Genomic DNA, 25,582 nt, shown 5'->3' with positions numbered 1-25,582 from the left:
AAATTTTTATTTATATATCTCAGTTAAAAGAAACATTGCACATTTTAAATAAATCTCTTTTTTATTTTTATCTAGGTTTAAATGTAATTTTAACAGGATTATCACTCATATTTACCATATTTAATATACTCAAAGCATTTAAGTCTATGATTATACCTTTATCATTACCTAAGTAATAAGTTCAATTTGCCGATAAATTAGCAAATACTACTTTTGAAAATCTAATTTTTAATTTTACATCATTAGTATAATATGCTTGTAAATATGTTTCTGTAATTTTTTCATTATCATTATTAGATAATTTTGTTATTTGTAATAAAAATTTAATATATTCAATGATTCCAACTTTTTCAGTTTTATATTTATTTGCATATTCTTTACTTGGCAAACCATCAGTATAAGCAGTAGCAAGTGTTTGAATTTTATTAGTTATATTATCAGTATATAAAGTTATTGTATTTTCAAAATTAACTTTATCAGTTTGTGATATACCTGCATTTTGTAAAGCAATATTAGATAATGTTCCATAATTATATGCACAAAACTCATTATAACCACCACCTAAAATACTTACATCTCTATTATTAATAAAATGCTCTATATCAGGTTTCGAACATCTAACTTGTAAATTATTAAGATTACTTATTTCAATTTTTTTATATGAACTAATAAATTTATCAATACTTTGAATTGTTGGGTCAATTTGTTTTAAATCAACTTCAATTTCATAATAAGCATTATTAAATTCATCATAAAATAAATTAACAGGAATTACAGAATTTTTTGGTTTTTTACATTGTGCTGGGGCTGTAATTTTAGTTTTTAATGGTTGTACTACATTAGCGCCTCAAATATCTTTTGTATATTCTGAATAATTATATGGCACTGGTGGTAATACATATTCAGGGTAATTAAATGTTGGTATTTCATAGTCATGTGGTAATAAGAAACTAGTTTTATAATTAGTTGTCATATCGCGTAAATAATTATTTAAGGTACTTTTTGTTTTACCTCTGAAACTCCATACTGATAAACGTAAATAATCTTCTTCATTATTGGTATATGGGTTATCAGCATAAAAGATAATTTCAAAATTACCTTTATATAATGCTTGTATTGAAAACATATCAATAATATAACTACAATTTGTCCCATCTGGTGTTTGTAAGAATTCACAATCATTATCTTCTTCACTATAACTAACTGGTGTTTGAGCATCTACTGCTGTTGTAAGTTCATTAATTAAATAAATTCGGTTAGTTTTTTCGTTTAATTGTTTTAAATTATATGTTGAATAAACTATATTATTTGTTGGTTTACCATCCTTAGTTAAAACAGTACCTACTAATTTATCAGTTAATAAAGTAGTAAACCCGAAACTAGTAGCATTTGCTCCAAAAATAGCACCAACTTTATCATTGCCTTGTTCTCTAAATATTTCAAAAGGTAAATAACATTTACCTTTTGAGTTTTCAGACCAAAAAGCATCATTATAAAAACTATAAATATTAGCACTCATAAATCCATTTAATCATTGAAAATTAGGTCAAGTTTTTTCATCTTGATTAATAACTCAGCCTCAAGGAATACCAAACGAAATAAAGTTTAAGAATTTACCAACTCCGCCTGGTATCGTAAAAGGATTAAAAACTAACTTTTGAGTATAATTTAAAGGTAAGACAGTAATTTGGCGATTAATAAAATTATTCATATTTAAAATATCTCAAACATTACATGAACCCATTTTATTGTATTCAATTTGAACACTACCAACAGTATTACCAAATTCATCTTTTCTTCTAAAATATGATGATGCTTGGGTACTAATAATATTATTAACGTCACCACTATTTACTTTTATTTGACTTGGTGGTGTTATTTTTCAATTTTTAGACCAATAAAATTTAGAGTCCTTATTTTCTTCATTAATAGTTGTTCCAACAGCGGGATTAGTTGCTGTCGAACTTTCTTGGTCAGTTATAACAATACCCTCACTATTTTTTTGCTTTCAAAAATCATATCTACTTTCCATATCTTTTTTTCAGTTTTCATAACCGGTTATCATTGTTGGTTGAATCCCTTGAATGTTATATCAACTTACTTCTGGTGATGCATAAGTATTTACTTTATCAGGCGGACACGGATACATGTTATACATTAATAAATCTCGTGAATTCATTACTTTTGGATTAAATTGACCTTTAATAATTGGTCTCCCAATTACAGGCATATCAAAAAAGATCGGATTACCATAAAATTTAACGGCCATTGCTCTAACACCGGGGTCTTTTAATAACATATCATCTAATTCAATAGTTGATGTATTTGTTTTCTCATTATAAGTTATTTTAGGAAAACAATAACCTTCCCCAGGTGCTGATGTTTGAATAAATTGTCGTACTGATAAACCACTATTACTAATTTTGTCATTAATACTTGAAAAGGTAATTTCTTGTCATAAAAAACTACCATCATATGGTGAATAATAATTAATAACATTTGATGGATATAATCATTGTCTATCTTGGGGCGCAATATTTATATTACCTCCACCAATATTTAATCCATGGTCATTAAAAACCGTATAAAAATTATAATAATCATTAATATTTAATTTACTTGCATCTTCATCTAAAATTAATAAAGTATATTGTCTTTCAGTTGATTGCTGAGTAAATACTTGTTCAAATTTAGCTTCTCCAAATTGAATTGAACTTCTATCATCAATCATATAAGCATCTCAATATTTACCAACCTTAACTTCTTTTGTATAAAAATTATCAGCTTTATTATCATTATTAATAAAATAACTTAATTTATATTGCTTTAAGTATGCTAACATTCTATTAATATCATAAATGTTTTCACCATCAATTAATTTTCAATAAACATTATTATTTTCATCTTTTAATTTTATAGCGAAAGGTGTTTCATTATTTGCTCATATAGTTGAATTAATTGATTGTTTACTAAAATCATCAATTGTTAATATCTTAATTTTTTCACCTTTATGTTTTTGAACTATTTTTAAACTATCTTGTCATTGAGCAATCGTACTTTCCATATTATCAAATATTCTTGAATAACTACCATAATCACTAGGCTTTGCGTTATTAGGTTTTCAACCTGTTTCAGTATCAGGAATATATGAACTATAAACATTAAAAGGAAATACCATTCAATGTCTATTATCTTTTATATTTTCTCTGATATCTATTAAAGTATCGTGGGCTTGTCTTCTTAATTCTTCGATAACTCCTGGGTTAATTCTACTCATTTTTTAATTCTCCTTTATTTCCGTTCTACCTTGTAAGGCGTTTTGATTATTACCAGTTTCATCATATTCTAGTAATTTATTATTATGTTCGATTTCTTTGGCTTGCATTTTATCTTGTCATTCTTCTACTTTCTCAAAATATTTTGTTGCTTCTAATTCATCAATATTGTCATATTCAGTTATAGCTCTTATTGGTTCCATTGTGCCATTATCTAATCTAGCAGTAATTAATTCATTTTGTCGCATTTGGTCAACTAAACTAGCACTAATAAAATCAAAACCATAAGGCCGTTCACCAATACCATCTCATAAACCATAATATTTTAAAACAGTATCAAACATCTTAGTATAATATTGCTTACGATATGCTTGTAAATATGCTTGTTTTTCTAAGTCTTTTGTTTTAGTTAATAATGACTGTGTTTTATTCTGGTCATTATCTGATTTATCACCAAAAGGACTAGAAAAATGACATGCTAAATATACTTGTTCAATAATTGATTTTTGATCTTCAGTATATGTTTCTAAGGTTGGTGCACCTTGTACTACTTGTAAAGATTGTGATGATGTCCCATCTGCTGCCGTTTGACCTGATTGAATGAAAATATCATCAAATACATCTTGTAATGCTTTTTTATTTCCCATATTGTAAGCATTCATTAAACCATCATCTAATACCCCATATCAGTGCGTACGATTAGCTCATCGTTCTTTTGATTTAATATTAAAACTATCTTCTAAATCAAATTGTAATTTATAACAATTTGCCATTGTAGGTCATGGATTTAATGTAGTTGAAGTTGATAAGAACAACGGATTAGGTTCATTAATCATTTCTCAAAAAGGTACTATACCTAATTTATTTTTAAATTCTTGAACTAAAAAAGGTCTAACATCATCTTTAATTTGTGTTTTACTTTGTCCAACAACTACCTCGTTATTTTTTGGTCAACCTTTAATAACTATTTTATCTTTGGTACAAATTAAATTTAAAATAAATCCACTGTCTGATTGATGATAATTTAATCAAATATCAGCCCCTTGTTCAATTTCATTTATTTTACTTACACGAGATGTAAAGTTAAAAGGGTTAATTCATAAATCAATATTGCCATCACTAGTCTCTAATAAACCGAAAATAGTTTTACCCATTAAACTTGCTGTTAATTCGTTTTTATCTAACTTTTCTTTTATTTTATAATTTTCATATCATCAATTTAATTTTTCTAAAATATCTTTACGATGAGACTTAAATAAAATATCTTTACCATTTATTAATCGCATTTGATGACGAGCAATAATATTTGCTAAATTAATTGTTCAATCATAATTATAAAATTTTAAAACACTATTAATATCACTTAAGTTTGGTAAACTAGGGAAAGTATTATTCATGGTTATTTTGCTCCTTTAATTTTAAGATAAGTGCATAATTAATAATATTTACTGTTAATAAATTTGGCTCATTTGCTAAAACTTGAACACATACTTTAACTTTTTGATATTTTTTAATATATTCGTTATATAAATTTAATTTACATATTGCGATATTATCTTTTTTTAATTCTTGACAAAGTCTTTTTTTAACTTGTCCACAAACAGACATATAAGGTCTTTTTGCATTTATTACACGTTCATCATGGATTACATAAATATCTTTTTTCATTAAGTTATTCACTCCCTTTGTTGTCATAATTTATAATCTGCTGAATTATTATGTTTAACCATTGGTATTAATTCAAAATGTAAAGCATAAAAATCACTATCAAATGTATCATCATATAAGTCTAACATTCGTTCTTCTCTGGCATCTGGTTTATCTTCTCATTGAATTAATTCATATTGGGTTTTACTTACAGGACATTTTTCTCATAATCATTTTAATTGATTTGTATTTATTAACATTGTAAATGCTTCAATCCGATGTCTTATTTTAAATTTCTGTTTTTGTGCTGGTTTAAATGTCATATATTGCCCAAAAGTATAATTATATTTTTCTCTATTTAAACTTTGTAATGTTGAATATGCACTATCATCAACATTTATACTAATACCCTGCTGTATTAAATTAAAGTATTGATTTAATTGATTATTATAAAACTCTAAAATATCTTTTACTTGTTCTAATTCTGTTTTAAATTGCTGTGTAGCATTTGAATGCGTATACTCAGAAGCTTTATAAGCTTTTTTATCAAATGAATTATATAGTCAAAAACTAGCGGCAGTAGTATGTCCCTTAGGACTGGTCTCGTTAGCAATATCAACACCACCTAATAATTTCGTTGGTTGAATAATATCTGTTGCTTGCATAATATCAATATATCTTGCAAAAATTGAACCACTAGTATTACCGGGCAATCCTCAACTCCATACTCTTGCTCTTTCAATATCTAATTGTTATAATCTTAATTGTTCATTAACTTTATCTTGTGGTAATTTATAATTAAGTCTTCAACTAGAATAATGAATAATAATTTTCATATTTCATTTTTCAATATATTTAATTTGTTCATATTTACTACGCATTATTTCTTCATTAAAAGATAATAATTCATTACAATAACCAACAATATATCTTTTTAAACTTTCAGGATTACACGTATTAATTGTTATTTTATTTTGATAACCACGAATAGCAAACTCTAAATCACTTAAATCTTTTTGTTGAAATTGGTCACATTCTTCTCTTCAATCAATTACTAATTTATACTTATTCAAATCAGCAAAGGCTTTTAATTTTTCTTTTCGACTTGGTGAATGTAAACCTTTACAATATATTTTGCTACCATTTGATAAAGTAAAAGTAAAATTTGATAAATTAATACTATAAGGTATATTATTTTCATCTAACATATTTCATATATTTTGAAATACACTATCTTTTAAATCTTTACTCCAATACATACTAGCAATTATACAAATTGGTTCTTTAATTAATAAACTAATTTTTAATAATTCACCAAACATTTTAATATTTGATATAGTCTTACCACTATATCGTGTTCCAATTTGATTAATTTCATTAACTAATTCATATTTCTTAACAAATGGATATTTATTACCAATATTACTATTTTGTAATAACCAATAAGGAGTTTCTAATAAATAAGTAAAATGATTAAGCATTATTTTCAGTTTCTTTTTTAATATCTCTAATATCCGTTTGTAAATTAACAATTATTGGTTGTTGATTATTTAAGTTTAATTCTTTTTCAAGTTCTTTTTCTTGTAGTGAATATTTATAATTAAATGCACGCTGTCAATATAACCTAGTACCTTCTGGCGTTTTAACCATTTGTTTAATAAGTTCACTTTCTATTTTATCAACTTGTTTTTCAAGTAAAGGAACTATCTTCTCGCTCGCGTAACTATCATATCTTCACTTGCGAGAAAGATTTAATTTATTGGTTAAATCATTTAAAGTATAGGGGATATTAGGTGATTTATCACGTCAAAACTGCTCTATTTTACGATAAAATGTTCGTAAACTTACTGTTTTTGGATTAAATTCTTTCATTTTTACTCCTTTTTCCATACTAAAATTGCTATTATTTAATAAATATGATTAAATAAAAGAGTAAACTATATCTGAAAATATAACAAAGAACCATCGCGGTTCTTTTTTTATCATTTATATTTTACATCAAAATAAAAAAAAGTAAACTTAATTACCGCAATGTTTCTCCTAATTTTATATATTAATAATAATCTAGAAAAATTTTTATTTATATATCTCAGTTAAAAGAAACATTGCAGTAAACTTAATTACTTTATTTTTTATAAACAGCTTTAAGAGACAGAATTTACTTACTGTTTATCACTTAGATTATATACTTATAAAAATAATTGTCAATAATTTTTAATTTAATGTTATAAATATTTTAAAAAGAATTGGAGACAGAAAAATGCAAAAATATACACATGTAAAATTTGATGAACGAAATTTATTTAAAGATTTATTATTTTCTGATATTTGTAAAAAGAAAAATGATTCAATTAATTTATCAGAAATAGCACGGCAAATGAATCGTGGAATTAATACTGTTAAAAGAGAAATAAAGCGATTTAAAAAGGTAGAAGATTATATGCCAGTTGAAGCACAAAAAGATTATAAACAAAAGCGAAAAAGGTCTATTAAAAAACTACCTACATTTACAGAAGAGCAGCAAGAATTTTTAAATTTACGATTTAATATTTTTGGTGATTCGCCAGCGGAAATTATTCATCGATTTTTAATAAAGTTTGGTGTCAAATTTCCTTCCTGTCTTAAAACTTTTTATAAATGAATTTATTTAGGTCTTTTGGGTTTGTTAAAGAAAAATTTATTAAATGGTGGCAGAAAAAATATAACAAAGAAAAGACCTGATAATCGCGGAAAATTAGATGATAAATTCAAATCAATATGAGATATTGAAAATAAAAAATCTAATGTTGGTTTTTTTGAAATGGATACCGTAGTTGGAAAAGACCATCAATCTAGTTGTTTGGTATTAGTTGAACAAAATAGTAAAAATTATTTTGCAATTAAATTAGGAGAACATACTGCTAATGAGGTTTTAGAAAAACTTGAAGAATTAGTTAAAATTAATGGTTTGGTTGGAAAAATTAAAGGAATAATAACTGATAGAGGAAAAGAATTTAGTAAGTTTGAAGAAATAGAAAATATTACTGGTTCTAATATTTATTTTTGTGATCCGGGTTCACCAAAACAAAAACCATTAATTGAAAGAATGAACCGTGAATTTAGAAAACGGTATATTAAGGGAACGGATTTTAATAATGTTACTCAACAAGAAATAGATTGAGTAGTTAATGTTATGAATGAAAAATTAAGGCCTTGTTTGAATTGAAGAACATCTAAAGAAGTATTTTTAAATAATTTTAGATAATTTTATTTTAAAAATTTAATAAATTATTTTTCAGTGTGCTTAAATATGCTTAAAATAGACTAAAATTACAAATATTTTATTTTTTTTAAAAAAATAGTTGCATTTATTTTAAATGATGTTATTATCATACTAACAAGAGACAGAATTTGCTGCTTGAATTTACATAATACATTTCAATGGGTAAAAATTATCATTGTGCAGACAACATTATTATTGAAAGTTTTCATTCATTACTTAAAAAAGGAACAATCCATAATAAAAATTATAAATCTCATAATGAATATATTAATGATGTTAAAAAATGAAATAAATGATATTCAAACCAAAAAGAAAAAGATATAATAAATGAAAGTTTGTAAACCTTTTTATTAATACTTACTAAACGGGGTGCAGTCTAAAAGTAAATCATGTTTAATAACTTTAGTTGAAAGAACATCAAGATTTACTTTAGCAATATTAGTTGAAAATAGAACTACTAAAGTTATTAACGAAAATATTAGCCATTATTTATCAATTATTCCAAATAATCTTGTTAAGACTATAACATTTGATCGTGGTAAAGAATTTGCTAATTGACAACAACTTGAAAAAAATTTAAATGTGAAAATTTATTTTGCTAATGCATATTCACCCTGACAAAGAGGTACTAATGAAAATACTAATGGTTTAATTAGAGAAAAATTTCCTAAAAAATTTAATTTTTCAAATACTACTAAAAATGCAGTTCATAAATTTATATTGTCTTTAAACCAAAGACCAAGAAAAATACTAAATTATCTTTCGCCAATCGAATATTTGGTTAGAAAAATAATTTAGTTGCACTTAACTTTACAATTTGGCATTTTTAATTATATTTTATAGAAATATTCTTAATAAGAAAAACCGGTATCGCAAGAAGTCTAATTTTACAATTCGGGATTTTATAACTTTTTATAGGGTTAAATTAAACACAAAAATAAAATATATTTTTAAAAGAATATTTAAAAATATATTTGATAATTTAGCCCTAAAATTATGTAATAATGGTAAAATAAAAGGAGATAGAAATGGAGAGAATTATTTATGGGTGATAATTATAGTTCAGAGTCAATTAAAATTTTAGAGGGGTTAGAAGCAGTTCAAAAACGACCAGGGATGTATATTGGGGCAACAAATGTCAGAGGTTTACATCATTTAGTTTGAGAAATTGTTGATAACTCAATTGATGAAGTTTTAGCTAACTTTGCTAATAAAATTAAAATTATCATTAATAAAGATGAATCAATTACCGTTGTTGATAATGGGCGGGGAATTCCAATTGAAATTCACCCAAAAACAAATGTTTCAACAGTTGAAACTGTTTTTACCATTTTACATGCAGGGGGAAAATTTGATTCAAATACCTATAAAATTTCCGGAGGATTACATGGGGTTGGAGCTAGTGTTGTTAATGCATTAAGCAAGTATTTAAAAATCGAAGTTAAAAAAAATAATAAAGAATATGTGATGGAATTTCATAATGGGGGACAAATTTTAACGCCAATTAAAGAGATTGGACCAACTTCTGAAACAGGAATAACAGTTACTTTTTTACCAGATGAAAAGATTTTTACTGAAACAACAATTTTTAGTTTTTCAACAATTCAAAATCGCATTAAACAATTAGCTTTTTTAAATAAAGGGTTAGAAATATCATTAGTTGATTTACGAGAAGAAGATGAGGAAAAATCTGTTGTTTATCAATTTAATAATGGAATTAAAGATTATGTTTGAGAATTAAATAAAACAATTGGAATGCCCATAAACGATGTTTTTTATGTTGAAGGAATTGAGGATAATATTATGGTTGAATGTGGAATTCAGTATAATGATAATTATTTGGAAAATATTTTTTCTTTTTGTAATAATATTAATACTCATGAAGGTGGAACCCATGAAGAAGGAATTAAATTAGCGATTGTTCATGAGTTAAATAACTATTTTAAGAATATTAATAAGAATAATAAGGGGAATGAAGATAAATTTACTTGAGATGATATTAAGGAAGGAATGACAACAATAATTTCAATTCGTCATCCTGATCCCCAATATGAAGGACAAACTAAAACAAAATTAGGAAATAGTGAAGTTAAAAAAATTGTTTCCAATATCGTTGGAAAGGGATTAAGTAGTTATTTATTAGAGAATCCAGAAGATGCAAAAAAAATTATTGAAAAGATAAGTTTATCCCTAAAAGCGAGAATTGCTGCACAACGGGCAAAAGAAACAACACGACGTAAAACTGTAATGGATAGTTTTTCATTACCAGGCAAGTTAGCTGATTGTGAAACAAAGGATTCTAAAATTGCTGAGCTTTATATTGTTGAGGGGGATTCTGCTGGTGGAAGTGCTAAATCGGGCCGAAATCGAAGATTTCAAGCAATCTTACCCTTACGAGGGAAGATTTTAAATGTTGAAAAAACTAAACAATTAAAAGTATTTGAAAACAATGAAATTAACTCAATTATTACCGCTTTAGGAGCTGGAATTAAAGATAATTTTAATGATAAAAAATTACGTTATCAAAAAGTAATTATTATGACGGATGCCGATGTTGATGGGTCCCATATTCGAATTTTATTATTAACTTTTTTTTATCGCTATATGAAAGATTTAATTGAAAATGGCAATATTTATATTGCTCAACCACCACTATATAAAATCCAAAATGGTAATAATATTCGTTATGTAAGTGATAATGAATTAGATCTTTATAAAGAAGAATTATTAAACAAAAATATTAAAAATTATACAATTCAACGCTATAAAGGATTAGGAGAAATGAATCCAGAACAGTTATGAGAAACAACAATGGATCCAGAACGACGATTACTATTGAAAGTATCCGTTAATAATGCGTTTGAAGCAAATTTAATTTGTAGTGAATTAATGGGTGAAAATGTTGAACCACGAAAAAAATTTATTCGTGAAAATGCAAAATATGTTAAAAATTTAGATGTTTAAAAGGAGGTATTGGTCAATGAAATCAGAAAATGATGGCTATGATTATAATGGTAAAATTCGTGATATTGATATTGCCGATGAAATGAAAAATGGCTTTTTAGATTATGCAATGTCAGTTATTGTTTCACGAGCAATTCCTGATGTTCGTGATGGTTTAAAACCGGTTCATCGGCGTATTATTTATGCAATGTGAGATTTAAATATGACTTACGATAAACAACATAAGAAATCAGCGCGAATTGTTGGGGAAGTAATTGGAAAATATCATCCCCATGGTGATACAGCCGTTTATGAAGCGATGGTCCGAATGGCCCAAGATTTTTCTTATCGTTATCCGTTAATTGATGGACGTGGAAATTTTGGATCAATGGATGGTGATGCTCCAGCGGCAATGCGATATACAGAAGCAAAAATGAGTAAAATTGCTGGTGAATTAATTAAAGACATTGAAAAAGAAACAACAATTTTTAATGATAATTATGATGGTAGTGAAAGTGAACCAAGTTTTTTACCAGGTTATTTTCCTAATTTACTAGTTAATGGAGCTAGTGGAATTGCCGTTGGAATGGCAACTAATATTCCACCTCATAATTTAAATGAAGTAATTGATGGGGTTATTGCGGTAACAAAAAACCCTGAAATAACAACCATTGAATTAATGAAAATTATTAAAGGTCCTGATTTTCCAACTGGGGCATTAATTACCGCTGGTAATGGTTTAATCAAGGCTTATGAGACAGGCAATGGAACAATTACAATTCGTTCAAAAATTGATATTGAAGAAATCAATAATAAAAGACGAATCATTGTTTTTGAAATTCCTTATCAAATTAATAAAGCAAAATTATTGGAACGAATTGCTAAATTAATTAGCGATAAAATTATTAATGGAATTAGTGATCTACGGGACGAATCAAACATGGAGGGGGTGCGCATTGTTTTAGAATTAAAACGTGATGCACAAGAAAATGTTATTTTAAATAAGTTATATAAATTAACGCCCTTACAAACTAACTTTTCATTAAATATTTTGGCATTGTATAAAAACCAACCAAAAGTAATGGGATTAAAACAAATTTTAAAATATTTTATTGAGCATCAAATTGATATTATTATTAAGCGTAGTCAATTTGAACTAAAAAAAAGTCGTAGTCGTTTAATAATCTTAGAAGGGTTAAAAATTGCCCTTGATCATATTGATGAAGTAATTGCAATTATTAAAAAATCGCAAACAACACAAATTGCCAGTGAGGTTTTAATTAATAAATTTAATTTAGTAACCGAGCAAGCTAGTGCAATCTTAGAAATGCGTTTACAACTCTTAACAGGATTAGAAATTGAAAAAATTAATCATGAAATTAGTGATATTAAGATTGCAATTACGAAGTTAGAAGAAATTATTAATAATAGTGAAAAGCAAATTGCCATTATGATTACGAAGTTAGAAGAAATTAAGAAAAAATATGGTGATAAACGGCGAAGCCAAATTATTAAGGAAGAATTAATCGAGATTGATCCAGAAAAATTAATTCGACGAGAAGATATTTTAATTATGTTAACACAAAATGGTTATGTTAAGCGAGTTGCTGATGATACGTTTAAATTACAAAATCGTGGTGGTAAAGGGATTATTGGTTTAGCTAATATGGAAGATAGTTTGAAAAAAATTATTAGTGCTAATAGTATTGATTCACTATTAATTTTTTCCAATTTTGGAAAAGTTTATAAATTACGAGCGTATCAAATTGAAACATATTCGCGGCATGCCCGGGGGTTACCAATTATTAATTTAATTGCGATTGATAAAACAGAAAGTATTCAAACAATTATTGCAATTGATGAAACAATTTCAACCGAAGATAATTTATTCTTTGTAACGAAAAAAGGTTTGATTAAAAAAACAAAAATAAGTGAATTTAATCAAATTAGACAAACAGGAAAAGTTGCAATTGAATTAAAAGATAAAGATGAGTTAGTAAGTGTTATTATTACAAAAGGACAAGATGATGTAATTATTGGAAATAATATTGGAAAAGTAATTCATTTTAATGAAGAAAAAATTAGACCAATGAGTCGTCAAACAATTGGGGTCAAAGGAATTGCTAATGATGATGTTGGTGAAACAATTGGGTTAAATTCAGGACGGTCTGCCAAATATGTTTTATCAATAACTGCAAATGGTTATGCAAAGAAAACATTAATTAAAGATTATCGTTTAACAGGACGAAATACTAAGGGTGTTAAGTCAATGAAATTAACAGATAAAACAGGATATTTAAAATTTGTTCAGACTGTTAGTGGGGAAGAAGACGTTTTAGTTGGAACAAAAAAAGGAAATATCATTCGCGTTTCGTTGGAACAAATCCCCTTATTTGGTCGAACAACGTTAGGTGTTAAGATTATGCGATTAGAACAAAATGATAAATTAGAAGTTATTGAAATTTTAAAAAAGAAAATTAACATTGAAGGAGAAAGATAGAAAATGTTAGATCAAAAAAGAATTGTTGAAAATCTTGACGAAGTAATCAAAAAATTAAGTCGCCGAAATGATGATTTTTCATATCTGCAAGATGTTAAAAAATTATCAGAACAACGTCGTGACCTAATTGTTAAATCAGAAAAATTAAAGGAAAAACGAAATATTGAGTCAAAAAAAGTTGGAACGCTAGTTGCAGAAAAGAAAGATCAAGAGGCGACAAAAATTAAGGAATTAATTATTACGTTTAAGCAAGAAATGGAAACAATTGATGAACAATTAAAAGTAGTGGAAGAAAAAATTAAAGCCATTTTAGAAATTACGCCGAATATTCCAGATGATTCAGTTCCAACGGGAAAAGATGAAAATGATAATCTAGAAGTTCGGAAATGAGGAGAAATTTCTACTCCTAAAAAAATCAAAGAACATTGAGAAATATCTACTGCATTAGATTTGATTGATTTTGAGCGAGGAACAAAATTATCAGGTTCACGTTTTGTGGTATATAAGGGGATGGGGGCTAAATTAGAACGTGCTTTAATGAATTTTATGTTAGATGAACACGCTAAGCGAGGATATGACGAAATTGAACCACCAATTTTAGTTCAACCACAAATTATGTACGGAACAGGAAACTTACCAAAATTTAAGGAAGATTTATATTATATTGAAAAAGATAATTTATATTTAATCCCAACAGCAGAAGTACCAATTACTAACTTATATCGGGAAGAGATTTTAGCAAAAAACCAATTACCAATTTATCATACGGCTTATACCCCGTGTTTTCGCCAAGAAGCTGGTTCAGCTGGCCGCGATACAAAAGGAATTATTCGTTTACACCAGTTTAAAAAAGTTGAAATGGTTAAGTTTACAAGAGAAGAAGATTCATTTGATGAATTAGAAAAAATGGTGGTGGATGCAGAAAATATTCTCCAATTATTAGAAATTCCATACCGGGTAATCTTATTATCTTCTGGTGACATGGGATTTTCTTCAACGAAAACATATGATTTAGAAGTATGGATGCCTGGGCAAAATAAATATCGGGAAATTTCATCATGTTCAAATTGTCTTGATTTCCAAGCACGCCGAATGAAGTTACGCTATCGCGATGATAATAATGAAATAAAATTTGTTCATACTTTAAATGGATCAGGGCTAGCAGTCGACCGCTTAATTGCAGCAATTTTAGAAAATTATCAAAATGAAGTTGGAACTATTAGAATACCAAAAAAATTGCAAATTTATTTGCAAGGAGAAACTGTTATTGCTTAAAATGTTTCACGTGAAACATTTTAATAAAAAGAACACTTTAATTTTGTAGAAAACTCTTGATATTTAATATTTATAAAGTAGACTTTTTGCGATACTAACAAAAATAAAAAAATTACAAATTAAAAAAATTAAATTAAACTTTAAAATAATCATTTTTAAAAATTTTAATTGCTTTTTAATCATAAATAACAAGGTATCGCAAGAAGTCTAATATATCTAAAATTAGGTATATTTTTAGTGAAGGAGGTAAATAATTGATGGAAAAAATACTTGCAGAATTAATAAATAGTTTAACAAATGATCAATTTTTAGAATTTTATGAAAAAGTTAAAAAAGAAGCAGAATTAATCAAAAAAACAAAAACGCTTAAATGAAATTGATCAAAAATTTAGAGATAAAGGTATTAAATGTCCTAATTGCAAATCTTATTATTGTGTTAAAAATGGCCATAATCCCGAAGGAAAACAAAAATATTTATGCAAAAAATGTCGGGCTAGTTTTGATGCTTTTCGTCATCATTTTACTTATTGAAGTCATTTAAATTATGAACAATGAAATTTATTAATTCAAATTTCATTGTTAAGACAATCTAGTAAAGTAATTTCCCGTTTTATTAAAACTAGACTACACCCTGTTTAGTAAGTGTTAATAAAAAGGTTTACAAACTTTCATTTATTATATATTTTTCTTTTTGGTTTGAATATCATTTATTTCATTTTTTAACATCATTAATATATTCATTATGAGATTTATAATTTTTATTATGGATTGTTCCTTTTTTAAGTAATGAATGAAAACTTTCAATAATAATGTTGTCTGCACAATGATAATTTTTACCCATTGAAATTATAATTTTGTTATCTAAACATTTACTATTATAATCTTTAGATGTATATTGATATCCGTGATCTGAATGAATTATTGTTTTATTTAGATCTTTTTTTATTTTTTTAATTTTATTAATTGCAGCATTTAAATTATCAATTACAAGTTTGTTATTATTAAATTTTTATCATTTTACATCAATAATTTCTTTAGTATATCCATCAAGTATTGTTGATTGATAATGTTTTTTACCATTTCAAATTAAATAAGTTACATCAGTAAATAAAATTGAAAATCTTTCTTTAATATCATTAAAATTACGATTTACTAAATCAGGATATTTAATTATATTTTTATTTCTATTTTGTTTTATTAATATTTTTCTACGCATACGCTTTACATATTCAGCTTGAATATTATTTTCTTTCATAATTCGTAATACTTTCTTAGCATTATAAACAATGCCATAATCTTCTTTTAAATATTTGGTAATTCGACGATAACCAAATTGTTTTAAATTTTCTTCATAGACTTTTACAATATTCTTTAATGGTTCACTATCCTTACCAGTACTTGAATAATTTTTATATTTATCTCAATAACTACGCTTTAAATCTGTTATATCAAGTAATAAATTTAGTGGATATTTATTAAGGTTTTCTTTGATAAAAAATACAATTTTTCTTTTATTTAATTGTAAAAGTCATGAAGCTTTTTTAGTAATTCATACCTAACTTTGTAATAGTTTAAATCTCTTTTTTCAAATGATTCTTTTGGACCTTTATTGGTGTTTAAAATTCCTTTCTTAAAATTTTCATACCATGAAGCAACAGTTTTTTTATTAATTGCATATTTTTTTGCAATAAAACTTATACTATTATTTTTAACCTCTTGTCCTATCTTTTTTCGAAAATCTGCTGTATATTTATTAAATTTTTGTTCTTTTCTTGCCATATAAAAATGCACCTCCTTTAAAAGTTTAGCAAAGACTTTTTTTCTTTACTTACTTTTTTGGGTGCAGTCTAATATATTCAAAAATATTTTTAAATAGTATTCAAGCTTCAGAACTAATTTCATTGTTTAAATAGGATAATAGTGCTGTAATAGGGATATTGGGGCTAATTTCATTAATTAAATCAATAAAAGAGTTATTATTTTCGTTTAAAAACTCTTGGATTATAGTTATAATATTCATAGGATAGTTTTCTTTCTAATTTTTTTCAAACTTAATTATACTGAAAACTTTCTTTTTTATTTTCCCCAACTTTGGCAACGCAATCAGTTTTCGACAAAATTAAAGAAATTATAACAAAAAATCATAAATCATATAAAATATATATAAGGAGTAAATCACAATGAAAAAAATATTATCAATTTTAGGAACAATATCTCTATCTACTGTACTATTAACCAATATTGTTTCTTGTCAGCAACCAAACACAAATAATAAGAAAATTAAATTACAACAACCACCAAATAATAGTAATTTAAAGTTAATTGATAATCATGAATCTGAAGATTTAAATAATAATAAAACATATATTGGAATTGCTGGAAGTAATAAAAATGGTTTTTATTACTTCCAGCAATTCCAATATATGTTTTATTATTATTTAAATCTTCAGATTCATGATTATCAATTAACTTTAAATTATCTTCATTAAATTTTACTTGTTCTAAATTTTTAACGCCCTGTTCTATTTTTTGTAACATTCCTTGAATAGCAGTACTCCTACCATCATATTTTTCAAAATATGTATACATAAAATTTGTTAAATCTTTTAAAAAAAATTTTTTATCAAGATTATAAAATCTATCTAACTCGTATTGCTTAACATAGTTATCTCAATTCTGATATAACTCTAAAAATTGCTTACTTGGTTTATCAAACACAATTCCAGAGACATAACTATCTTTTAAAAAGTCTAGATATCAATTTTCATTATAAGTTAATGATTTTGAGGTTTTTAAAGTTGGATTAACAAAATAATTGGCATCACTTCAATTTTCAAAAAAACTGCTGCGTAAAAACATTGTATTAATAAAATCTTCTTCATTAATTTTAAAATTACTACTTCGCTTTTGTCGATTAATATTTTTAATAGGTGTCTCACTCGCTTTTAACGGCTTTAAAGCCGTTAAACCATAAAAAGGGATAATTATAGCAATGAAAATTATTATAATTGCTCACAAGCCCTATTAATGACTTTCTCATTTTATTAACCTCCTAACTATATAATGTTTTTGAAATAATAAATCCAACAATATAAATTCCCGAAACAGTTTGCATAACTTCATGCGAAAATAAAATGGCCAACTTACCAATTGCTTTTAACAATCAATCATTAGAACTATATAAATTCATAATAATATTTGTAGCTCCTGATAACTGATTAATAAGGACCGTAATAAATCCAGTACCAAATATAGCGATTGCCACTACCAATAACACTAATTTAATCATTATCTAATACCTCTCTTAATTTTTGCTTGCGCTCTAATATTTTGTCTTTTAACTTCTTTTTTTGCCTGTTGTTTGTTGCTATTTTGATAAGCCTTTTTACCTGCGCCCATCCCTTTTCTAACAGTTGATGAATATACTTTTGATACACCACTTTTAACTGTTGAACCTAAATTGTTATAATTAGTTGCTGTTCCATTAACAGCATAAATTGATAATTCAATAATCATTGTAAAAATCAAAATATAAAAAAGCGAAACATTAGTTAATGGTAATTTTATCGCCATAATCAAATCAAAAATATCCATAAAACAACCAATCACAAATGAAAAAACATTACTTCACGGATCACCACTAACTTGTTCGACTAAAAAATTAATCATCTTATTTTTTTCCTTTCTGATATTTTGGTTTTTTTGTTTGGTTGTAAATTTTCTTTTAAAATATCAATATCAAATAAAGCTAAGCGTTGCTTATTAGTTAATTTAGCAATATCAGTTCAAAAATATTCTTTTTTATTAACAACTTCATCATTTTTTAAATCACGGACTGCACAGTTTCAGATAACTGAGAATTTTAATTAAAAAATGCTTTCATTTCATATTGAAGTGGTGGCATTTTTAAATTTAAAATTTTTCTTTTTTCATTATAATGAATTATATAATTATCTACAATATTTTTTACTTCTAAAATATTTTTACAGTGTGATAATTCTGAGTTCTCGGTTTTAAGAATTGAAAATTGATTTTCAATCGGTGAATTATCTAAACAATTGCCTCTTCTTGACACACTTATATTTATACCGTGTTTTTTTAATAATTTTTCATAAGCTTTTGAAGTGAAATGAATACCTTGATCAGAATTAATAGTTAATTCACCTTTGATTATTTTTCTTTTAATAATTGCTTCTTTGATACAATTATTTACTCAATTTACTGTTGGAGTTGTTGTTAAAGAATAATTTATTATTAAATTACTAAATAAATCCTTGATTGCAAATAAATATACTCATTCTGTGATTGTTTTAACATACGTAATATCAATTGATCACTTTTGATTAGTTTTTTCAGCTTTAAAATTACGTTTTAATAGATATTTATGTCGAATATGTTCATTTGTCATTTTTAAGAAATGATTAATTTTTTTTCTTGTTTTAATTCTTACACTAGAAATTCTATTAGCTAATTTCATATAACGATAAACTGTTGAATTCGACACATTAATTTTTTTCTCTTCCAAAGATAATTTAATTTGTCTGTGTCCTTTAATACTATTTTCTCTATGAATTGCTTTAATTATTTCATATATTGAATAATCAATATTTGGTTGATATTCATCACAATTTTTTGAATATTTATTTCAAGTATCATATGAAATTCTTAATTCTTTTAAATATCATGATAAAGTAATTTTTGAAACTTGCAATTCTGATTTAATAAAAGCAATTTGTTTTCTAATGTTTGTTTTTGTTTTTATCTTTGGAAGAGCTTCAAGCTTTTTTAAAACTTCATTCTCAGCTTTTATTCTTTCATTTTCTTTTTTTAATAAATATTTTTCACGTTCTAAGGGTTTTTTAAACTTATTTAATTCAAAATCTTTTCGTTTTTTTCGTTCTTTTAGAATTTCTTTATTTTGTTGAAATTGATGTAAATATATAGCAAAAATTTCGCAAAATTATTTAATTGATAATGTTTGTAATGTATATTGATTATTTCAAGGATGATTTGGTTTTGGTTTATGTGCTTTAGATTTGGGAACTTTGTTTTCAATATTTTTAATAGGAACCGGAATGTATTCTAATAAATTATATATTTGATTGTTATATTTTAAATATAATGTTTCATCAAATGCTTTAATTACTGTAATTTTTGTTTTTGAATTAAAGACTTTTAACTTTTTATTATTATAAGCCATATATTTTTTATTGTTATAACTAATTGATGAACCATTGTCTGTTTGTCGCGTTGAAGTGATTGATAAAAATAAATTAATTTTGTCATTATTAGGAGCGTCAACAAAGACAGAATTGTTATAATCAATAGGAATGGCAAATTGTTTATTGAATTTGGTTATAAATTCTTTTAAGAATGTATTTGCTTTTTCAATAGTGGTTACTCCTGCGAGAATTAATTAATTTTTCAAGCGATCTTGTAGAGTGCTTCATAAACGTTCAATTCGCCCCTTTGCTTGGGGAATTGAAGTAGTTATGATTTCGACACCTAATTCATCACAGCATCGGCTGAATTGAGTAAAGGTGTCTTTTTCTTCGGTTTTATCACTACTTTTTTGGTATGTAAAGATTGTTCGTTTATCGGTATAAAATGTCATGGGAATTCCATAATTTCGTAAAATTTGATGTAAAACATTATAATAACCTTGTAATGTTTCTTGATAAGAAAAATATAATCCAACAACCGTATTTGTTGTATCATCAATTGCGCCATGTAAAAATCATTTTGGACCATTTGGTCCTAATCAATGATGTTCACTGGCATCAGCTTGTAATAGTTCGCCGAAACATTTTCGACGTTCTCTTAAAGGGTGGGTTTTATCTTTTTTCTTTATTTTTTGCTTTCGAGGTGTTTTAATTTGATTTAAGGACATTAATTTGTATAAAACTGAATATGAAATATTTATTCCTTCATTTTCGATTAATTTTTCTTTGAAATGAGTAAAATTAAAACCAATATATTTAGTTTTATACAAATTTATAATCTTTTCACAAATTTGTGGATTTGTTTTATTGTGAGCTATCCTTCCACGAGAATGGTGAGCAAATGATTGACTATTTTGTGGATCATAAAGTTTTATAAGTTGTTCAATGCGACGAATTGATAAGTGTAAAATATTTGCAGCTCTTTGATTTGATATTTTATTGTTAATAATTTTTTCAATTTTTTTGTATTTATGTTGTTCTTTCATTGTTAGTTTTCTTTCCATTGTTATCACCATTTTTAATTTTAAATGGTTGCGAAATTTTTGATAGATAACTATTACGAAATTATCGCAAGATAAGGACACAAAATAAAGAAAGGATAGACAAATTAAAATTATATGCTATAATATTTATGTCATTACAATAGTTACATTTGAAACTGGTCAGGACCGGAAGGCAGCAGCCATAAAAATAAGGACTATGTGTAATGACATTTTTTATGATAAGGGTGAATTTATGAAAGATACTACATTAATTTTTAATAAATTATATAAGTTATCACAACGAGCATACAAAAAAAAACATGTTCCAATTTCTGCATTAGTTGTTGATCAAAAGGGAAAAATTATTGCCATTGGATATAATAAAACAACAAAAAACTCTGTAACGACACATGCTGAGATTTATGCTTTAAATCAAGCATGTCACAAGAAACGAACAAATAAAATTAGCGATTGTTCAATATGAGTTACCGTTGAACCATGTATGATGTGTTTAGGAGCAATAATTAATTCAAGAATTAAAGTTATTAACTATTATTTGTCAAATGAAAAGTATGGTTTTTTAAAGTCTAACCATACTTTTGATGTGTCAAAATTAAAAGTTCATCATGTCAGAAAACATAATGAGAATGTTGTTTTAAAAGATTTAATGAAAAAATTTTTTGAACAATTAAGATAGAATATTTGAAATTAAAAGAGTAAAATAAAATTACTATAACTTCAATAATATTTAACGGGGGCATAAAAATGGATTATATTTCTTTATATCGTAAATATCGACCAAATAATTTTGATAAAATTGTTGAACAAGTTGAAATTAAAAAAGCTTTGAAAAATGCAATTATTAATAATACATTTTCGCATGCTTATTTATTTTCAGGACCACGGGGAACAGGAAAGACTTCAATTGCAAAAATATTTGCAAAAGCAATAAATTGTACTAATTTAGATAATGGGAATCCATGTAATAAATGTCATAGTTGTAATGAAATAAATCGTGGAAGTGCCGTTGATGTATTTGAGATTGACGCAGCATCAAACAATGGGGTTGATGAAATTAGAGAAATTAGAAATAATGTGCAGTTACTTCCTACTATGGCAAAATATAAAGTTTATATTATTGATGAAATTCATATGTTAACTAATTCAGCTTTTAATGCTTTATTAAAAACATTAGAGGAACCACCACAACATGTTGTCTTTATTTTAGCAACGACAAAAAGCCATAAGATTCCAGCAACAATTATTTCTCGTTGCCAACAGTATAACTTCCGTAAAATATCAAAAATTGAATTAGAAAATAATATTATTAATATTTTACAAAAAGAAGAAATTAAATATGATTTAATTGCGATTAAAGAAATTGCCCTATTAGCGGATGGAAGTGCCCGGGATTCGTTAAGTATTTTAGAACAAGTGATTATGTTTTCTGATCGGAATATTACGTTGGAAAGTGTTAACATTATTTTTGCAACAGTTTCAAAAACAATTAAGTTAAAATTGTTAAAAGATATTTTAGAATATAAAACAACTGAAGTTTTATTAGCGAGTAAAAAAATTTATGAGGCCGGTTCTGATTTTGAAATTTTAACATTAAGTTTATTAGATATGTTAAAAGAGATTTTTGAGTATAAACAAACCGGGAATATTATTTTTTTAAATTTATTAACTGAAGATCAAGCAAACGTTTTTGCAAAGCAGTTAAGTTCAAAAGAATTAATTATGTTACTTGACTTGTTTACAGAAGTATCAAGTAAAATGCGAAATAGTAAAAATCAAGAAATGTATTTTGAATTAGTTCTTTTAAAAGCTTTAGCTGTTTTTGAGAATAGCTCGAAAAACTTAACGGATTTAAAATTAAGTGAGATAATGATTTCTGACAATAAAAATCAAAAGAGTATTGATGATAATATAATAGAACAAATTTCCGAAAATAAAGAAATAACAGAAAATAATTCTGATAAAAAGGAAGTAGAATTTCAGAAAGAAATTCCTTTTGTGGATAAAACCTTAGATGAGAATAAGATATTAGTTCACCAAGAAGAAAAAAAAATACCGAATAATCAACCATTATTTCATAATTTTTTATTATTTGATGATGATAAACAAGTTATTAGTTCTAGCAATGAAACAAAACCATTTGAAGATAAAGCAATAAAAGATTCGAGTGATTCACAATTGCATTTTAATAAAACAATTGCCCAAGAGACATTGATACCAAGCGAAGCAGAGCAAATTTCACATGACAAAGAATTAGCAGGAATAACTGATTTGCATAAGTATCGCGATGATATGAAAAATAAGATTAACATTTATGAAATTTCAAATATTAATTATTCTAATAGTCAAGTTTTTAATATTTTAATTAAAGCTAATAAAGAAGAGCGTGAAAAATTTGAAAATAAATTTATGGAATTAATTAATGAAAAAGGGAAAGTAGTTCAATTAGATAAACTAATTATTTTTTATGATGTTAAATATGTTGCAGCGTCAGAGCAAGAATTAATTATTGTAACTAATACAAAACCAGAAGCGAATTGAATTAGTAATGAAATGTGTGATCGAGAATTTCGTAACAAGATTTTTCAATTTTTTGATTTTGATTTTGTTATTATTGCTTTAAGTGAAAGCGAATGAAATAATATTCGTAATGATTATGTTAAAATTAGACAAGCAAATAAATTACCACAACCAGTATTAATCGATGTGAAAGAATTTTACAGCAATTTATTAGTGAAACAAATTGATAATTATGAAAAACATAAAGAATTACTTGAAACAGGAAAACAAATTTTTGATAATATTAAAATAGTTGAATAATTTATGGGAGATTTAAAATGAACTATGAAGAATTAATTACGGAATTAAAAACTATTTTAGGACTTGGGAAAAAGATTGTGGAAAGAATTTTTAATAAATTAATTATTAAACCAGCATTATTAGATTCATTAGAAAATGTTTTTAATAGACTTCTTGCGATACTAACGAAAATAAAAAAATTACAAATTAAAAAAATAAATTAAACTTTAAAATAATCATTTTTAAAAATTTTAATTGCTTTTTAAGCATAAATAATCAGGTATCGCAAGAAGTCTAATGAAATAAAAAATAATTATCATCAATGTTCAATATGTTCAACATTAATTCAAAATAATATTTATTTGTTTTGTTCAAATGATTTGCGTGATCAAACAAAACTTTGAGTCGTATAAAAAATTATAGGGTAAGTTATATAATTTAAGAAATTAGAACGTTTTAAGCATTCCACTTACAATGTTATTTTAAACCAAACTATTTTATTGTCAATATTTTCTTTAATTTTGTCGAAAACTCTTGATATTTATAAAATATACCTAAAATTAAGTATATTTTATAATTGCTGAATTATACTTGTAAGTGCAAGTAAATAAAATTGCAAAAAATCTCATATAAAAATTTTATGATGCTAAGTTTATTTTAGAAAAAATAAAGCAAGGAGTTTTTATATGGGATATAAACATCTTGGCATAGATGAAAGAATTTATATTGAGAATCAATTGAAGTTTAAAATAAAAATTAGTGAAATAGCTAAAAATATTAATCGAAGTATTAGTACTATTATTCGAGAAGTTAATAGAAATAAAGATAATAATCATTATTTTTCATTAATTGCACAAAATAAAGGAGAAAATAGAAAACAATCACATATTTATTTTCATAAGTTTAAAAATAGAGAATTAGTAAAATATGTACAACAAAAATTATTATTAGATTGATCACCCGAACAAATTTATGGCAGAATTAAAAATTTTCATAAAGAATGAATTATTAGTTTTAAAACAATTTACAATTGAATTTATTCTGGATTACTTGAAAAAGTTACTAATAAAAATTTAAGAAGAAAAGGTAAGAAACGAAAATATCAAGAAAATCGGGGTAAATTTAATGGTAAATCAATTAAAGAACGAAATGCTAATGTTAATAATCGCGTAACTCTTGGTCATTGAGAAGGTGATACCGTAGTATCATCACGAGGTAAAAGTAAATCATGTTTAATAACTTTAGTTGAAAGAACATCAAGATTTACTTTAGCAATATTAGTTGAAAATAGAACTACTAAAGTTATTAACGAAAATATTAGCCATTATTTATCAATTCTTCCAAATAATCTTGTTAAGACTATAACATTTGATCGTGGTAAAGAATTTGCTAATTGACAACAACTTGAAAAAAATTTAAATGTGAAAATTTATTTTGCTAATGCATATTCACCCTGACAAAGAGGTACTAATGAAAATACTAATGGTTTAATTAGAGAAAAATTTCCTAAAAAATTTAATTTTTCAAATACTACTAAAAATGCAGTTCATAAATTTATATTGTCTTTAAACCAAAGACCAAGAAAAATACTAAATTATCTTTCGCCAATCGAATATTTGGTTAGAAAAATAATTTAGTTGCACTTAACTTTACAATTT

The 25,582-nt window shown here is 25.4% G+C and carries 28 protein-coding genes and 1 other RNA gene; 13 read left to right on the top strand and 16 right to left on the bottom strand.

Translation table 4 applies throughout. The features are described from left to right. Positions 1-67 precede the first annotated feature (67 nt). From ACQH23_RS10690 to ACQH23_RS10665, 6 genes are read right to left on the bottom strand one after another with little or no spacing between them, the layout of a single operon-like run. Positions 68-3,277 (bottom strand): hypothetical protein, encoded by a 3,210-nt coding sequence (locus ACQH23_RS10690; protein ID WP_425378313.1) that lies wholly within the window; start codon positions 3,275-3,277, stop codon positions 68-70. A 3-nt stretch (positions 3,278-3,280) separates the two neighbouring features. After that, positions 3,281-4,672: a hypothetical protein gene (locus ACQH23_RS10685; RefSeq protein ID WP_425378312.1), complete on the bottom strand. Its 1,392-nt coding sequence runs from the start codon at positions 4,670-4,672 to the stop codon at positions 3,281-3,283. Further along, the gene (locus tag ACQH23_RS10680; RefSeq protein WP_253301740.1) at positions 4,665-4,943 is read right to left on the bottom strand and encodes a hypothetical protein; all 279 of its coding nucleotides are present in this window, start codon (positions 4,941-4,943) and stop codon (positions 4,665-4,667) included. The genes ACQH23_RS10685 and ACQH23_RS10680 overlap by 8 nt, the downstream gene beginning before the upstream one ends. Beyond that, positions 4,943-5,635: a PBSX family phage terminase large subunit gene (locus ACQH23_RS10675; protein WP_425378311.1), complete on the bottom strand. Its 693-nt coding sequence runs from the start codon at positions 5,633-5,635 to the stop codon at positions 4,943-4,945. Before ACQH23_RS10675 ends, ACQH23_RS10680 begins: the two co-directional genes overlap by 1 nt. Before the next feature lie 39 nt (positions 5,636-5,674). Then, positions 5,675-6,403 carry a phage terminase large subunit gene (locus tag ACQH23_RS10670; protein WP_425378310.1) on the bottom strand — a complete coding sequence of 243 codons (729 nt, stop codon included), beginning with the start codon at positions 6,401-6,403 and terminating at the stop codon, positions 5,675-5,677. After that, complete coding sequence (locus tag ACQH23_RS10665; RefSeq protein ID WP_425378309.1) at positions 6,396-6,794, bottom strand: hypothetical protein; 399 nt, start codon at positions 6,792-6,794, stop codon at positions 6,396-6,398. Before ACQH23_RS10665 ends, ACQH23_RS10670 begins: the two co-directional genes overlap by 8 nt. 388 nt (positions 6,795-7,182) lie before the next feature. Here ACQH23_RS10665 and ACQH23_RS10660 point away from each other — a divergent pair, with 388 nt between their 5' ends. The 8 genes from ACQH23_RS10660 (at position 7,183) to ACQH23_RS10625 (ending at position 15,541) form a co-directional block, all read left to right on the top strand. Beyond that, on the top strand, positions 7,183-8,166 hold the full coding sequence (locus tag ACQH23_RS10660; RefSeq protein WP_425378308.1) for an IS30 family transposase: 984 nt from the start codon (positions 7,183-7,185) through the stop codon (positions 8,164-8,166). Positions 8,167-8,342: 176 nt separating this feature from the next. Next, complete coding sequence (locus ACQH23_RS10655; protein WP_425377776.1) at positions 8,343-8,525, top strand: hypothetical protein; 183 nt, start codon at positions 8,343-8,345, stop codon at positions 8,523-8,525. Between the two features lie 28 nt (positions 8,526-8,553). Further along, positions 8,554-8,982 carry an IS30 family transposase gene (locus ACQH23_RS10650; protein WP_425378307.1) on the top strand — a complete coding sequence of 143 codons (429 nt, stop codon included), beginning with the start codon at positions 8,554-8,556 and terminating at the stop codon, positions 8,980-8,982. Positions 8,983-9,228: 246 nt separating this feature from the next. Then, positions 9,229-11,148, top strand: coding sequence for a DNA topoisomerase (ATP-hydrolyzing) subunit B (gene gyrB / locus ACQH23_RS10645; protein ID WP_425378306.1), 1,920 nt, complete (start codon positions 9,229-9,231; stop codon positions 11,146-11,148). 16 nt (positions 11,149-11,164) lie between these two features. Then, the gene (gyrA, locus tag ACQH23_RS10640; protein WP_425378305.1) at positions 11,165-13,627 is read left to right on the top strand and encodes a DNA gyrase subunit A; all 2,463 of its coding nucleotides are present in this window, start codon (positions 11,165-11,167) and stop codon (positions 13,625-13,627) included. A 3-nt stretch (positions 13,628-13,630) separates the two neighbouring features. Beyond that, positions 13,631-14,902 carry a serine--tRNA ligase gene (gene serS / locus ACQH23_RS10635; RefSeq protein ID WP_425378304.1) on the top strand — a complete coding sequence of 424 codons (1,272 nt, stop codon included), beginning with the start codon at positions 13,631-13,633 and terminating at the stop codon, positions 14,900-14,902. Positions 14,903-15,159: 257 nt separating this feature from the next. After that, positions 15,160-15,294, top strand: coding sequence for a hypothetical protein (locus ACQH23_RS10630; RefSeq protein ID WP_425378303.1), 135 nt, complete (start codon positions 15,160-15,162; stop codon positions 15,292-15,294). Then, positions 15,269-15,541, top strand: a complete 273-nt coding sequence (locus ACQH23_RS10625; RefSeq protein ID WP_425379343.1) for an IS1/IS1595 family N-terminal zinc-binding domain-containing protein — start codon at positions 15,269-15,271, stop codon at positions 15,539-15,541. Before ACQH23_RS10630 ends, ACQH23_RS10625 begins: the two co-directional genes overlap by 26 nt. Before the next feature lie 19 nt (positions 15,542-15,560). Here the strand turns inward: ACQH23_RS10625 and ACQH23_RS10620 are convergent, their stop codons facing one another. The 10 genes from ACQH23_RS10620 to ACQH23_RS10575 form a co-directional block, all read right to left on the bottom strand. Beyond that, entirely contained in the window at positions 15,561-15,743 is a 183-nt protein-coding gene (locus tag ACQH23_RS10620) for a hypothetical protein (protein ID WP_338955504.1), read from the bottom strand. A 168-nt stretch (positions 15,744-15,911) separates the two neighbouring features. Further along, the gene (locus ACQH23_RS10615) at positions 15,912-16,157 is read right to left on the bottom strand and encodes a hypothetical protein (protein WP_425378302.1); all 246 of its coding nucleotides are present in this window, start codon (positions 16,155-16,157) and stop codon (positions 15,912-15,914) included. A gap of 260 nt (positions 16,158-16,417) precedes the next feature. Then, positions 16,418-16,681: a hypothetical protein gene (locus tag ACQH23_RS10610; protein WP_425378301.1), complete on the bottom strand. Its 264-nt coding sequence runs from the start codon at positions 16,679-16,681 to the stop codon at positions 16,418-16,420. 49 nt (positions 16,682-16,730) lie between these two features. After that, entirely contained in the window at positions 16,731-16,922 is a 192-nt protein-coding gene (locus ACQH23_RS10605; RefSeq protein ID WP_425378300.1) for a hypothetical protein, read from the bottom strand. Between the two features lie 260 nt (positions 16,923-17,182). After that, positions 17,183-17,920: a spiroplasma phage ORF1-like family protein gene (locus ACQH23_RS10600; protein WP_425378299.1), complete on the bottom strand. Its 738-nt coding sequence runs from the start codon at positions 17,918-17,920 to the stop codon at positions 17,183-17,185. Between the two features lie 34 nt (positions 17,921-17,954). Continuing rightward, a complete protein-coding gene (locus ACQH23_RS10595) occupies positions 17,955-18,167 on the bottom strand; it encodes a hypothetical protein (RefSeq protein ID WP_425378298.1) in 213 nt (70 codons plus the stop codon). A gap of 23 nt (positions 18,168-18,190) precedes the next feature. Beyond that, entirely contained in the window at positions 18,191-18,571 is a 381-nt protein-coding gene (locus tag ACQH23_RS10590) for a hypothetical protein (RefSeq protein WP_425378297.1), read from the bottom strand. A gap of 193 nt (positions 18,572-18,764) precedes the next feature. Next, a complete protein-coding gene (locus ACQH23_RS10585) occupies positions 18,765-19,775 on the bottom strand; it encodes an IS3 family transposase (RefSeq protein ID WP_425379342.1) in 1,011 nt (336 codons plus the stop codon). An 87-nt stretch (positions 19,776-19,862) separates the two neighbouring features. Further along, entirely contained in the window at positions 19,863-20,102 is a 240-nt protein-coding gene (locus tag ACQH23_RS10580) for a hypothetical protein (RefSeq protein WP_425378219.1), read from the bottom strand. 216 nt (positions 20,103-20,318) lie between these two features. Then, a complete protein-coding gene (locus ACQH23_RS10575; RefSeq protein ID WP_425378296.1) occupies positions 20,319-21,110 on the bottom strand; it encodes an ISNCY family transposase in 792 nt (263 codons plus the stop codon). 143 nt (positions 21,111-21,253) lie between these two features. On the opposite strand from ACQH23_RS10575, the gene ffs reads away from it, so the two are divergent. The 5 genes from ffs to ACQH23_RS10550 all read left to right on the top strand — a co-directional run bounded on the left by ffs (position 21,254) and on the right by ACQH23_RS10550 (position 25,561). Then, positions 21,254-21,344, top strand: an RNA gene (gene ffs / locus ACQH23_RS10570) — signal recognition particle sRNA small type. 16 nt (positions 21,345-21,360) lie between these two features. Beyond that, entirely contained in the window at positions 21,361-21,804 is a 444-nt protein-coding gene (locus ACQH23_RS10565) for a deaminase (protein WP_425378295.1), read from the top strand. Between the two features lie 68 nt (positions 21,805-21,872). Beyond that, positions 21,873-23,945, top strand: coding sequence for a DNA polymerase III subunit gamma/tau (gene dnaX, locus ACQH23_RS10560; RefSeq protein WP_425378294.1), 2,073 nt, complete (start codon positions 21,873-21,875; stop codon positions 23,943-23,945). A 17-nt stretch (positions 23,946-23,962) separates the two neighbouring features. Further along, positions 23,963-24,148, top strand: a complete 186-nt coding sequence (locus ACQH23_RS10555; protein ID WP_425378293.1) for a hypothetical protein — start codon at positions 23,963-23,965, stop codon at positions 24,146-24,148. A gap of 462 nt (positions 24,149-24,610) precedes the next feature. Beyond that, on the top strand, positions 24,611-25,561 hold the full coding sequence (locus ACQH23_RS10550; RefSeq protein ID WP_425378292.1) for an IS30 family transposase: 951 nt from the start codon (positions 24,611-24,613) through the stop codon (positions 25,559-25,561). Positions 25,562-25,582 lie beyond the last annotated feature (21 nt).

The sequence above is a fragment of the Spiroplasma endosymbiont of Polydrusus pterygomalis genome (assembly GCF_964030635.1).
In the GTDB taxonomy this organism is placed as follows: Bacteria; Bacillota_I; Bacilli_A; order Mycoplasmatales; family Mycoplasmataceae; genus Spiroplasma.
This window is presented reverse-complemented; position numbering and strand designations above follow the sequence as displayed.